We start from the raw sequence: 12,250 nt of genomic DNA, 5'->3' as shown, positions 1-12,250 counted from the left end.
CTGAGCGACGCGGCCCATAATCGCCAGCCTGTGCAGTGATGGCCGTGAGCCCGCAATGACAATGACTTCAGAACTCTCCGCAGCGCCCGACGAACCGATTGCAGAGCCTCGCAAGAGTCGCAAGAACAACCCGGAAAAGACCCGCGAGAACATTCTGCAAGAAGCCATTGTAGAGTTCGTCCAGCAGGGGCTTTCCGGCGCTCGTGTGGATGCGATCGCCGAGCGCATCCACACCTCCAAACGCATGATCTATTACTACTTCGGCAGTAAGGAACAGCTCTACGTCGAGGTGCTGGAGAAACTCTACGGCGATATCCGCAGCACCGAAAACCGTCTGCACCTGGCGGAACTGGCGCCCGTGGAGGCGATTCGGCGGTTGGTCGAGTTCACCTTCGATCACCATGATCGCAACGTCGATTTCGTGCGCATCGTCTGCATCGAGAACATTCACAACGCCGACTATGTGAAGCGCTCCGATGCGATCAAGGCGATGAACAACACCATCCTCGATTCACTGGGTGAGATTTTGCGTCGCGGTGCCCAGGAGGGTGTGTTCCGTGCAGGGCTCGAGCCGCTGGATGTGCACCTGCTGATCAGTTCGTTCTGCTTCTATCGAGTGTCGAACCGCCACACCTTCGGTGAGATCTTTCAGATCGACTTGCCGGATGAAGGCATCAAGCAGCGTCATCGGCAGATGATTTGCGAATCGGTGTTGCGATACCTGCAGGCCTGACGCCTTCGCGGGCAACCCTCGCTCTGGAGGAGCGAGCGATGCGGCGACCCGACTTGCCCGCGAAGCTTTTAGCCATCCATGCTCTGAAAATGCGCCAGCATCCGCTGCGCATCCGGCACCACGCCGCTGAACAATTCAAACGCCTTCACCGCCTGAAAAACCGCCATGTTGCCGCCATCCAGCGTTCGGCAACCCAGGGCGCGGGCATTGCGCAGCAGTTCGGTTTCCAGCGGGAAGTAAACGATCTCCGCCACCCACAGCTCACTTCGCAGCCATTGCACCGGCACCGGCATGCCCGGCAGTTTTTTCATGCCCATGGGCGTGGTGTTCACCAGGCCGTCCGCCTGGGCCAAAGTACTCGGCAGATCATGCCCGGCGACCGCGCGGCCAGCGCCGAAATGTTGATTGAGGTTGTTCGCCAGCGCCTGTGCACGACCGATATCCACATCAAAGATACTCAGCAACTGGACGCCTTCGCTTAATAACGCATGGGCCACCGCCGCGCCTGCGCCGCCTGCACCCATTTGCACCACGTGCCCAAGGCCCACGCCAGGCAAGCCACGGCGAAATCCTTCGGCAAAACCCAGGCAATCGGTGTTGTGGCCGATGCGTTTGCCGTCCTTGAGCACCACTGTGTTGACCGCGCCGATGCCGCGGGCTTCCGGCGACAGTTCATCAAGCAGCGGGATGATGGTCTGCTTGCATGGAAAAGTGATGTTCAGACCGGTGAAGTCCATGCGCTCAGCCGCCAGCAACAGGTCGGGCAGGGCGCTGCTATCGAGTTGCAACTGGTCGAGATCGATCAGGCGATAGAGATAGCGCAAACCCTGGGCATCACCTTCATGCTCGTGCAGCGCCGGGGTACGGGAAGCCTGGATGCCGGCACCGATCAGTCCGGCCAGTACAGCATTGCTCTGAGTCACGGCGCTCACCCCTTTAAGCGCAGGCTGAAATGTTCCAGCGCCAGGCGATAACCGTGACTGCCAAAACCTGCCATCACGGCGGTGGCGATGGCGGAAACGAAGGAGTGGTGCCGGAATGGCTCGCGGGCGTGAACGTTGGACAGGTGGACTTCGATCACCGGCAGCTCGCTGGCAACCAGGGCATCGCGGATCGCCACCGAGGTATGCGTCCAGGCGGCCGGGTTGATGACGATTCCAGCGCAACGGCTGCGAGCGGCGTGAATCCAGTCGAGCAGTTCACCTTCATGATTGGTCTGGCGAAATTCCACCGCCAAGCCGAACTCTTCGGCGGCGCGGCCGCACAAGGCGGAAATGTCAGCCAGGGTTTCATGGCCGTAAGTCGCCGGCTCGCGAGTACCGAGCAGATTCAGATTGGGGCCGTTGAGCACCAGGACGATAGGGGGCATCGGGGTCTCTCCACTTATTATTTTTGGAATCGGCCGAGTGTTTCGGCCTGTGGAGATAAAATGTACCAGATGGTTAATTTGGTCAATTGAATCGGTGTTCCAACAGCCTTTTGTGTGCGGTGATCGGACGGTTTCTCAATTCAGCGCGGCAGATGTTCAACCAGAAAATCGATAAAAGCCCTTAAACGTAAAGGCACATGACGACTTTGCGGGTAAAGCAGCGTGAACGGCCGCGAGCGCCCGCCATAGGGCTTGAGCACTTCCACCAGTGAGCCATCGGCCAGTTCGTTTTCGACGATGAAGCGATAGGTCTGAAACAGTCCCGCCCCGTGTTTGGCCAGGGTCACGCCGCCGAGCACGTCGTCGGAACAACTGAAGTTGCCCTCGGCAAGAATCTCGCGCTGCACGCCATCGTCGTTGAACAACCAGGCAATGCGCCGGCCACTGCTGGGCAGTTCGTACTGTATGCATTCATGCCGTTGGAGGTCGTCCAGGGTTTGCGGGATGCCGGCGCGTTTCAGGTAGCCGGGGCTGGCGATCATCACCAACGCTGCATCTTCAAGCTGTCGGGCGATAAGGCCGGAATCCGCAATCGCCCGCACCCGGATGGCCATGTCATAGCCTTCGCCAACGAAATCGATGTTGCGATTGCTGATGTGCGACTCGACCTTCACCGCCGGAAAACGCTCCCGAAACGCTGGCAGCAACGGCAGGATGCGGTGATGGGCATAAGTGGTCGGAATACTGATGCGCAAGGTGCCGGAAGGCTCTTGCTGCTGGCCCATGACCTCGCGTTGGGCCTCGACCAGTTGCGCCAGGGCCTGCCGGCATTCCTCGTAGTAGCGTCGGCCACTGTCGGTCAACTTCACGCTGCGAGTCGTGCGCGCAAAAAGCCGCACACCCAGACGTTCTTCCATGCGCGACACCGATCGGCTTACCGCTGCCGGCGTTACCCCAGCCACCAGCGCGGCGGCGGTAAAGCTGCCAGCCTCGGCGGCCAGGCAAAACAGCTCGATGCTGCCCAATTGAAGATCGTCGAATTGTCGCTGCATGATTGATTACACCAGGGATCAAATAAAGAGGCTGACTCTGTATTTATCAAATTGGCGAAAGGATTGCTTACCATTTTTCCCCGTGATCGGGGCTCTCAGGGCGACTGTTAGCTTCGAGGATGGTAGTGGCGTATTGCTGCCAGTGAAGTGCTACCCGGAATTCGATGATTTCGGGAGTGAGGATTTCGCCGGACTGAAAGTTGGTTTCGCCGGCACTGCCCTGTGCCATGAAGGCAAGGACGTGCAGGTATCCATTGCCGGGATGATTTCAGCGAGCAAGCCGCTGATGGACATGGCCGCCTCGGTCATCGCTTCGCGCAATGGTCGCCAAAGCACTGCTGCCAAGGCCGAGGCCGCGCGGGTTAACGGCAGGAAGGGCGGGCGTCCGCGCAAGGTCGATGTCGCTCTTTGAATGCGCACAAAAAAGCCGTCGTCATGACGGCTGATTCGTATAAGACAGCTGCAATCAACGCCGGGTCAACAACACCCCGGATTCCATGTGATGGGTCCACGGGAACTGGTCGAACATCGCGCAACGGGTGATTCGGTGGGTGTCGTGCAGTTGGGCGATGTTGGCCGCAAGGGTTTGCGGGTTGCAGGAAATATAAAGAATATTGTCGAAGCGTCGGGTGAGCTCGCAGGTGTCCGGATCCATGCCGGCACGGGGCGGGTCGACGAAGACGCTACCGAATTCGTAGCTTTTCAGATCGATGCCATGCAGGCGGCGAAACGGACGGACTTCGTTCAATGCCTCGGTCAGTTCCTCGGCGGACAGGCGCACCAGGGTAACGTTATCCACCGCGTTTTCGCTGAGATTACTCAATGCCGCGTTGACCGAAGTCTTGCTGATTTCGGTGGCCAGCACCTTGCGCACGCGGGTCGCGAGCGGCAGGGTGAAGTTGCCGTTGCCGCAGTACAGTTCCAGCAAATCGTCGGATCGATCGCCCAGTGCCTCGTAAGCCCAATTGAGCATCTTCTGGTTCACGGTGCCGTTGGGCTGGGTAAACGCGCCTTCCGGCTGGCGGTAGCTGAAGGTGCGGCCACCGACGTCCAGTTTCTCGATCACGTAATCATGACCGATGACTTCACGCTTGCCCTTGGAGCGGCCGATGACGCTGACGTTCAGCTCGGCTGCCAGTTTCGAAGCGGCTGCATGCCAATGCTCGTCCAGCGGACGGTGGTAGCAGAGCGTGATCATCGCATCGCCCGCCAGGGTGGTCAGGAACTCCACCTGGAACAGCTTGTGACTCAGGGCCGCGCTGGCTTGCCAGGCCGCTTTGAGCTGCGGCATCAATTGATTGATGCGCAGGCTGGCAATCGGAAATTCTTCGATCAGGATCGGTGTGCGTTTGTCGTCCTGGGAAAACATCGCGTAGTGACGCTCGCCGGCTTCGCGCCACAGGCGGAATTCGGCGCGCAGGCGGAAATTTTTCAGCGGCGAGTCGAACACGGCAGGTTCCGGCGCATCGAACGGGGCCAGCAGATCACGCAGGCGCGTGACCTTTTCTTCGAGCTGAATGGCGTAAGCCTGGGTATCAAAAGTCATGCGTTGAACCAACCCAACTTGATCACGAACAGAATCGACAGGATCACCAGCGCCGAATTCAACTCACGGCCGCGACCGGACAGCAGCTTGATCGCGGTCCAGGAAATGAAACCGAAGGCGATGCCATTGGCGATGGAATAAGTAAATGGCATGGCCAGGGCGGTGACCACGACCGGTGCGGCAACGGTGATGTCGTCCCAGTCTATTTCGGCCAGGCCGGATGTCATCAGTACCGCGACGAACAGCAGCGCAGGTGCGGTGGCGAACGCCGGGACACTGGCGGCCAATGGCGAGAAAAACAACGCCAGCAGGAACAGAATCGCGACCACGACCGCAGTCAGGCCGGTACGGCCGCCGGCACTCACGCCGGCTGCGGATTCTATGTAACTGGTGGTCGTCGAGGTACCCAGCAAGGAACCTGCCATGGCCGCGGTACTGTCGGCGATCAGGGCCCGGCCCATTTTTGGCATGTGGCCATCCTTGCCCATCAAGCCGGCGCGTTTGGCAACACCGATCAGTGTGCCGGAGTTGTCGAACAGGTCGACGAACAGGAAAGCGAAAATCACGCTGACCAAACCGATGTCCAGTGCGCCTTTGATGTCCAGTTGCAGGAAGGTCGGCGCCAGCGACGGTGGCATCGACATTACGCCGCCGAAGGGGGTAAAGCCCATTGTGATGGAAGCGATGGTTACCGCCAGAATGCCGATCAGCACGGCGCCGCGGACCTTCAGGGCTTCGAGGGCGACGATCAAGGCAAAACCCAGGGTGGCGAGGATCGGTGCCGGTTGCTTGAGGTCGCCCAGACCGACCATGGTCGCCGGGTTGCTGACCACGATGCCGGCGTTGTGCAGGGCGATCAGGGCCAGGAACAGGCCGATACCGGCAGCAATGGCCGAACGCAGCGGCAACGGGATGCTGTTGATGATCCACTCCCGGATGCGGAAGATCGACAGCAGGAAAAACAGCACGGCGGAGATGAATACCGCGCCCAGCGCCACTTGCCAGGTGTGGCCCATGTGCAGGACGACGGTATAGGTGAAGAAGGCGTTCAGGCCCATGCCCGGTGCGAGGGCGATCGGGTAGTTGGCGATCAGGCCCATCACGGTGGAACCGATGGCGGCCGCCAGGCAGGTCGCGACAAACACCGCGCCCTTGTCCATGCCGGTCTCGCCGAGGATGCTCGGGTTGACGAACAGAATGTAGGCCATGGCCAAGAAGGTCGTGACGCCCGCCAGAATCTCGGTTCGCACGTTGGTGTTGTGTGCCTTGAGTTGAAACAGCCTTTCCAGCATGTCTGCTCCCCGTGGCGCGCCAGGCGCCGTGAATGTATCGACCTCAACAGCTAAGCACAGGCCGTTGAAGGCGCCTGGTCATTTTCTGTGGGTCGGAAAAAGCCGCGCATCATAGCAGCAGCGGCGGACTATGGCTGCTTATGGCTGCGATCGTCGTCGATGTTTTGCGCTAATGCCAACTGAGCCATACTGCGCGCTGGTCTTGGGGGCAGGTATTTCATGAAAAAACGTCTGATTGCCGGATTGGGAATGTGCATGGCCCTGTTGCTGGGGGCGCAAGTCGCTTCGGCGGCATCGGCGCCGCCGTTGAGTCAGGTGAAGGTGCTCAAGGTCGAGTCGCCGGGTTGTGGCTTTGAAAACATTGCACAGGGGCAGGAGCAGACTCGCTGCAATCACAGTGGATCGAACATCAGGGTCTACGTGCTGGAGGTCGGCTACGGTCGTGCGGCGCATGTCGGGCTCGACGGATTTGAGGTAAACGGCACGCGGACCCCCATCTGTGCGTTTGATAACGGCAACCTGACTGAATGCACCGCAGGGAAAAAAACGGTCGGCTATTTGTATGTCTTCGATCTGGCAGGCAAACAGGAGGGCACCTTCACCTTCAGCAATACCTCGATCAACGCCCCGGGCAACACCTTGTCAATGCAGCTTTACATCAAGTAACGGCAGGCTCGAACGAAAGCCGGTAAAGCTGACTACGCTTTAAGGATTATTCAGTGGACTGCGCCCATGACCTTTAGAGCTCTGATTACCCTCGCCGAGGGCATCGATGACCTGCAAGCGGTGACCCTGATCGATGTGCTGCGTCGGGCCAAGGTTGAAGTGGTGGTGGCCAGCATCGAAGGGCGGCGCATGATCACCTGTGCCCGCGGCACCCGGCTGACGTCCGATGCGATGCTGGTGGATTTGCTGGCCCAGCCGTTCGACCTGATCGTCCTGCCTGGCGGCGCCGTGGGTGCGCAACATCTGGCTGCGCATCAACCCTTGCAACAACTGATCAAGGATCAGGCGGCGGCCGGGCGCCTGTTTGCCGGTATCGCCGAGGCCCCGGCGCTGGCGCTGCAAGCGTTTGGCGTACTGCGTCAACGGCGCATGACGTGCCTGCCATCGGCCAGCCATCAACTATCGGGCTGCAACTTCGTCGACCAGCCGGTGGTGGTCGACGGCAACTGCATCACCGCGCAGGGCTCGAGTGGCGCACTGGAGTTTGCCCTGACGCTGGTGGAACAGCTCTGCGGCAAAGCCACGCGCACGGCGGTGGCGGGAGAGTTGGTGGTCTAGCGGTTGTCAGGCGTGGACCGCAATGGGTTGTATCACCGGTTGCTCTCGATGCTCCGCTTGCCAGAGATCGTAGTCGGTTTGAACCCCCAGCCACATGCGTGCCTTGCCGATTCCGGCCCGCTCCAGACGTACTGCCAGATCCGGACTGATCGGCGCGTGGCCATGCAGTACCCGTGATAGATGCGGGCGCGCAAACCCCAGGTGCCGGGCCAGCTCTGTGACGCTGATGCCCAGCTCGGGCAATATATCTGTCAATAGTGTTTCGCCAGGGTGTGGCGGGTTGTGCATGGGCATGTCCTGCCTCCTGTCAGTGGTAGTCCAGGTAGTCGACCAGCTCGATATCCGAACCTGTAAAACGAAAAATGACGCGCCAGTTTCCTGAAACGCTCAGGGACCAGTACTCAGCCAGTTCTCCCCTCAGAGGATGCAGCCGCCATCCTGGAAGATCGAGGTCACCAGGCATTTCTGCACGATCCATAAACTGCAGCATGCGAGCCAGACGCTTCGCATGATCTGCTCGAATCCCACGAGTCGAACCGGTTTCATAGAAGCCACGAAGGCCTTTGTGCTGAAAGGATTTGATCATGGATCGAGTGTAAGGCGATACATTACACTTGATGCAATATCTTTGTATTGCCAAATTTGTGTTTGGCAACTGCTTCAGGCCTTGGCTTCTTCTGCCGGCACATGCATGCGGTCGCGGTGGGCCAGGGTCGGGAACAGTTTGATCCAGACTCCGGTCACGACCAGTGTGCCGATGCCGCCCATGACCACCGCCGGCACCGTGCCGAACCAGTGGGCGGTCAGGCCGGATTCAAACTCGCCCAACTGGTTCGAGGCGCCGATGAACAGGCCGTTCACGGCGCTGACCCGGCCGCGCATTTCGTCCGGGGTTTCCAGTTGCACGAGCGAAGCCCGGATCACCATGCTGATCATGTCCGCTGCGCCCAACACCACCAGTACGGCGAGGGAAAACCAGAACGAGGTCGACAGGCCGAATGCAATGGTCGCCACGCCGAAGACGCCCACTGCGGTGAACATCACTCGACCGACCTTGCGATCCACGGAAAACCGCGCCAGCCAGAGTGACATCAGCAACGCGCCCACCGCCGGGGCCGAGCGCAACAGGCCCAGGCCCCAGGGACCTGTCAACAGGATGTCCTTGGCGAACACCGGCAGCAAGGCCGTCGCCCCCCCGAGCAGGACCGCAAACAGATCCAGAGAAATGGCCCCGAGGATATCCGGGCGGCTACGAATAAAGCGGATGCCCGCCAGTAACGAGTCCAGGGTGGCCTTGCCCTTGTTCAGCGGAGTCTGTCGGCCGGGCAGTTTGAGCATCAGCGCACAGGCAATGACGTAGAGAATCACGGTCGGCCCATACACCCAGACGCTGCCGAAGGCATAGAGCAACCCGCCAAGGGCCGGGGCGACGATGGTCGCCGATTGTTGGGCCGACTGTGCCGCGGCGACGGCGCGGGGAAACAGCGCGCTGGGCACGATGCTGGGCAGCAGGGCCTGGGTGGTCGGCATCTCGAAGGAGCGAGCGGCACCCAGCAGGAACGCGAGGATGAAGATCATCTCGCGGGTGACGTGGTCGGTCGCACTGCCGACGGCCAGTGACAGGGCGATCAGGGCTTGCACGGATTGGCAGATTGCCGCGACCTTGCGTCGGTCATAACGGTCCGCGACATGCCCGGTGTGCAGCATGAACAGCACCCGTGGGGCAAATTCCACCAGACCGACCAGGCCCAGGTCGAGCACATTGCCAGTCAATTGATACAGGTTCCAGCCGATCGCCACGGTGAGCATCTGAAAGCCGCTGGCGGTGAACACCCGAGCCAGCCAGAACGCAATGAATGGGCGGTGATGACGTAACAGCAAGGGCGCTTGGCTGGGCATCTGAGGGCAGATCTGGGCGAGGGAAGGGGTCGAGATTATCACCAACCTGTAACCAGAAGTTGCAGGGAGGGAAATTTTAGTTAGCTAGACACCGATATGTCTGACCCTGGCGGTGAGGCAACCTGTCACGCGGCAAAAGACCACAGCGTCCATCGTCAAAAAGCGGACTACTCTTTCAACGTTGCTTGATCCAGATCAAGTCCCTTGGCGGAAATGATCCGACGGCCAGCTGGCCAGACTCCCTACGTTGTGATGTTTGCAAAAAAAGAACGAATTCAAATTCGCCACACTCCATATCCGTGGGGGCAGTGGGTGTAGGCCACAAGCCTTCAGCCGGTATTACCTGACAGAGGAAGACTTATGTTCGGTTTGGAGGCACTTGATCTCGCCCGAATCCAATTCGCGTTCACCATCTCGTTCCACATTCTGTTCCCGGCCATCACCATCGGCCTGGCGAGTTACCTGGCAGTGCTCGAAGGGCTGTGGCTGAAAACCAACAACGACACTTACCGCGACCTGTACCACTTCTGGTCGAAGATCTTTGCCGTCAACTTCGGCATGGGCGTGGTCTCCGGGCTGGTCATGGCTTATCAGTTCGGCACCAACTGGAGTCGCTTCTCGGACTTCGCCGGTTCCGTGACCGGGCCGTTGCTGACGTACGAAGTACTGACGGCGTTCTTCCTCGAAGCCGGTTTCCTCGGGGTCATGCTGTTCGGCTGGAACAAGGTGGGGCGCAATCTGCATTTCTTCGCCACGGTGATGGTCGCCATCGGCACCCTGATCTCGACTTTCTGGATCCTCGCTTCCAACAGCTGGATGCAAACCCCCCAAGGCTACGAAATCGTCAATGGCCAAGTGATTCCGGTGGACTGGCTGGCGGTGATCTTCAACCCGTCGTTCCCGTATCGCCTGTTGCACATGTCGACGGCGGCGTTCGTCGCGACCGCCTTCTTCGTCGGTTCCTCGGCGGCCTGGCACTTGCTGCGCGGCAAGGACAACCCGGCGATTCGCACCATGCTTTCGATGGCGATGTGGATGGCTTTGATCGTGGCCCCGATTCAAGCCGTCATCGGTGACTTCCATGGTCTCAATACCCTCAAGCATCAGCCGGCGAAAATCGCCGCGATCGAAGGCCATTGGGAAAATCACGGCGATGAGCCAACCCCGCTGATCCTGTTCGGCTGGCCGGACATGAAAGAAGAGCGGACCAAATTTGCGGTCGAGATTCCTTACTTGGGCAGCCTGATTCTCACGCACTCGCTGGACAAACAGGTGCCGGCACTCAAGGAGTTCCCGCCTGAAGACCGGCCGAACTCGACCATCGTGTTCTGGTCGTTCCGGATCATGGTGGGGCTGGGCATGCTGATGATCTTCACCGGTCTGTGGAGCCTGTGGCTGCGCAAAAGCGACAAGCTGTACACCTCGCGGCCGTTCCTGTACCTGGCGTTGTGGATGGGCCCGTCCGGCCTGATCGCGATCCTCGCCGGTTGGTTCACCACTGAAATCGGTCGTCAGCCGTGGGTGGTCTACGGCCTGATGCGCACGGCGGATGCATCCTCCAACCACAGTTTCATGCAGATGAGCATCACGTTGGTCCTGTTCGTGGTGGTGTATTTCGCGCTGTTCGGTGCCGGTCTGGGCTACATGATGCGCCTGGTGCGCAAAGGGCCGAAGATCAACGAAGGCGCGGAAACGCCCGAGGGTGGTCCTGGCAAGAAACGCACACCGGCTCGTCCGCTTTCCGCTGCCGACGATGACGCCGACGCTGATAGCAGCCCCAGCCTGACCAAGGAGATTTGAGTCATGGGTATTGATCTTCCGCTGATCTGGGCCGTGATCATCATCTTCGGCATCATGATGTACGTGGTCATGGACGGCTTCGATCTGGGCATCGGGATTCTCTTCCCGTTTATCCCGGGCAAGACTGACCGTGACGTCATGATGAACACCGTCGCACCTGTCTGGGACGGTAACGAAACCTGGCTGGTGCTGGGCGGCGCGGCATTGTTCGGCGCCTTTCCGCTGGCCTATTCGGTGGTGCTCTCGGCGTTGTACCTGCCGCTGATTTTCATGCTGATCGGGCTGATTTTCCGCGGCGTGGCCTTCGAATTCCGCTTCAAGGCCAAGGACGACAAGCGCCACCTCTGGGACAAGGCATTCATCGGTGGTTCGATCGCCGCCACTTTCTTCCAGGGTGTGGCGTTAGGTGCGTTCATTGATGGGTTTCCGGTGGAAAATCGTCAGTTCGCCGGTGGCTCGCTGGACTGGCTGACGCCGTTCACGATGTTCTGTGGTGCGGCGCTGGTGGTGGCTTATGCGTTGCTTGGTTGCACCTGGCTGATCATGAAAACCGAAGGCAAACTGCAAGAACAGATGCATGACCTGGCGCGGCCATTGGCGTTTGTGCTGCTGGCAGTGATCGGTGTCGTCAGCATCTGGACGCCTTTGGCTCACGCCGACATCGCCGATCGCTGGTTCAGCCTGCCCAACCTGTTCTGGTTCCTGCCTGTGCCGATTCTGGTGCTGGTCACCCTGTACGGGTTGATTCGCGCGGTAGCCCGCAATGCGCATTACACGCCGTTCCTGCTGACACTGGTGCTGATTTTCCTCGGTTACAGCGGCCTGGGTATCAGCTTGTGGCCGAACATCGTGCCGCCCTCGATCTCGATCTGGGACGCCGCGGCGCCGCCGCAAAGCCAGGGCTTCATGCTGGTGGGGACGTTGTTCATCATCCCGTTCATCCTGGGTTACACCTTCTGGAGCTACTACGTGTTCCGCGGCAAGGTCACCCACGAAGATGGCTACCATTAAAGAGCATGGCAATGGCGCAGGCCTGAAATCTGCGCCGTTTCAGAGGAGATCGCGATGATGGCAGGCAAACATTCCTTGCAGGAAATCGAAGCAGCAGAGAAGAAACCGCTGTGGCAGCGACTGGGCTGGCTGGCGATGATCTGGACTGGCAGCGTGGTGGCGCTGTTCATCGTCGCGAGCCTGATGCGCATGTTCATGAACGCCGCTGGCCTGTCGACCCACTGATTTCGCAACATCCCATCCCGTTGCCTTGCGGCACGGCTT

15 protein-coding genes are annotated in these 12,250 nt (G+C 59.7%); 7 read left to right on the top strand and 8 right to left on the bottom strand.

Annotation, left to right across the window (positions count from 1 at the left end; all coding sequences use genetic code 11):
* The first annotated feature begins 55 nt into the window (after positions 1-55).
* Complete coding sequence (locus ACA041_RS28080) at positions 56-733, top strand: TetR/AcrR family transcriptional regulator (RefSeq protein ID WP_497438773.1); 678 nt, start codon at positions 56-58, stop codon at positions 731-733.
* 68 nt (positions 734-801) lie between these two features.
* On the opposite strand, the gene ACA041_RS28075 is transcribed toward ACA041_RS28080, so the two are convergent.
* The 3 genes from ACA041_RS28075 to ACA041_RS28065 form a co-directional block, all read right to left on the bottom strand.
* A complete protein-coding gene (locus tag ACA041_RS28075; protein ID WP_497438772.1) occupies positions 802-1,656 on the bottom strand; it encodes a shikimate dehydrogenase in 855 nt (284 codons plus the stop codon).
* Positions 1,657-1,661: 5 nt separating this feature from the next.
* Entirely contained in the window at positions 1,662-2,102 is a 441-nt protein-coding gene (aroQ, locus tag ACA041_RS28070) for a type II 3-dehydroquinate dehydratase (RefSeq protein ID WP_497438771.1), read from the bottom strand.
* A 140-nt stretch (positions 2,103-2,242) separates the two neighbouring features.
* Positions 2,243-3,154, bottom strand: coding sequence for a LysR family transcriptional regulator (locus ACA041_RS28065; protein ID WP_497438770.1), 912 nt, complete (start codon positions 3,152-3,154; stop codon positions 2,243-2,245).
* Between ACA041_RS28065 and ACA041_RS28060 the strand changes: the two genes are divergently transcribed.
* On the top strand, positions 3,153-3,566 hold the full coding sequence (locus ACA041_RS28060; RefSeq protein WP_497438769.1) for a DUF2442 domain-containing protein: 414 nt from the start codon (positions 3,153-3,155) through the stop codon (positions 3,564-3,566). The two genes, ACA041_RS28065 and ACA041_RS28060, sit on opposite strands and share 2 nt — an antisense overlap.
* A 54-nt stretch (positions 3,567-3,620) precedes the next feature.
* On the opposite strand, the gene trmA is transcribed toward ACA041_RS28060, so the two are convergent.
* Together trmA and ACA041_RS28050 are read right to left on the bottom strand one after the other, a co-directional pair.
* On the bottom strand, positions 3,621-4,700 hold the full coding sequence (gene trmA, locus ACA041_RS28055; RefSeq protein WP_497438768.1) for a tRNA (uridine(54)-C5)-methyltransferase TrmA: 1,080 nt from the start codon (positions 4,698-4,700) through the stop codon (positions 3,621-3,623).
* Complete coding sequence (locus tag ACA041_RS28050) at positions 4,697-5,992, bottom strand: NCS2 family permease (RefSeq protein WP_497438767.1); 1,296 nt, start codon at positions 5,990-5,992, stop codon at positions 4,697-4,699. Before ACA041_RS28050 ends, trmA begins: the two co-directional genes overlap by 4 nt.
* A gap of 219 nt (positions 5,993-6,211) precedes the next feature.
* On the opposite strand from ACA041_RS28050, the gene ACA041_RS28045 reads away from it, so the two are divergent.
* On the top strand, positions 6,212-6,658 hold the full coding sequence (locus ACA041_RS28045) for a DUF4879 domain-containing protein (protein WP_497438766.1): 447 nt from the start codon (positions 6,212-6,214) through the stop codon (positions 6,656-6,658).
* A 66-nt stretch (positions 6,659-6,724) separates the two neighbouring features.
* Positions 6,725-7,276 carry a DJ-1 family glyoxalase III gene (locus ACA041_RS28040; RefSeq protein WP_497438765.1) on the top strand — a complete coding sequence of 184 codons (552 nt, stop codon included), beginning with the start codon at positions 6,725-6,727 and terminating at the stop codon, positions 7,274-7,276.
* 6 nt (positions 7,277-7,282) lie between these two features.
* On the opposite strand, the gene ACA041_RS28035 is transcribed toward ACA041_RS28040, so the two are convergent.
* The 3 genes from ACA041_RS28035 to ACA041_RS28025 form a co-directional block, all read right to left on the bottom strand.
* Positions 7,283-7,570 carry a HigA family addiction module antitoxin gene (locus tag ACA041_RS28035; RefSeq protein ID WP_150744330.1) on the bottom strand — a complete coding sequence of 96 codons (288 nt, stop codon included), beginning with the start codon at positions 7,568-7,570 and terminating at the stop codon, positions 7,283-7,285.
* Between the two features lie 13 nt (positions 7,571-7,583).
* A complete protein-coding gene (locus ACA041_RS28030; protein WP_497438764.1) occupies positions 7,584-7,862 on the bottom strand; it encodes a type II toxin-antitoxin system RelE/ParE family toxin in 279 nt (92 codons plus the stop codon).
* Between the two features lie 74 nt (positions 7,863-7,936).
* A complete protein-coding gene (locus tag ACA041_RS28025; RefSeq protein WP_497438763.1) occupies positions 7,937-9,175 on the bottom strand; it encodes an MFS transporter in 1,239 nt (412 codons plus the stop codon).
* Between the two features lie 360 nt (positions 9,176-9,535).
* On the opposite strand from ACA041_RS28025, the gene ACA041_RS28020 reads away from it, so the two are divergent.
* The 3 genes from ACA041_RS28020 to ACA041_RS28010 are packed head-to-tail and all read left to right on the top strand — an operon-like array spanning position 9,536 to position 12,211.
* Positions 9,536-10,975: a cytochrome ubiquinol oxidase subunit I gene (locus ACA041_RS28020; RefSeq protein ID WP_497438762.1), complete on the top strand. Its 1,440-nt coding sequence runs from the start codon at positions 9,536-9,538 to the stop codon at positions 10,973-10,975.
* Positions 10,976-10,978: 3 nt separating this feature from the next.
* A complete protein-coding gene (cydB, locus tag ACA041_RS28015; protein ID WP_497438761.1) occupies positions 10,979-11,986 on the top strand; it encodes a cytochrome d ubiquinol oxidase subunit II in 1,008 nt (335 codons plus the stop codon).
* Between the two features lie 57 nt (positions 11,987-12,043).
* Positions 12,044-12,211: a DUF2474 domain-containing protein gene (locus ACA041_RS28010; RefSeq protein WP_064680606.1), complete on the top strand. Its 168-nt coding sequence runs from the start codon at positions 12,044-12,046 to the stop codon at positions 12,209-12,211.
* The last annotated feature ends 39 nt before the right edge of the window (positions 12,212-12,250 follow it).

The sequence above is a fragment of the Pseudomonas sp. LBUM1676 genome (genome assembly GCF_059695605.1).
This window is presented reverse-complemented; position numbering and strand designations above follow the sequence as displayed.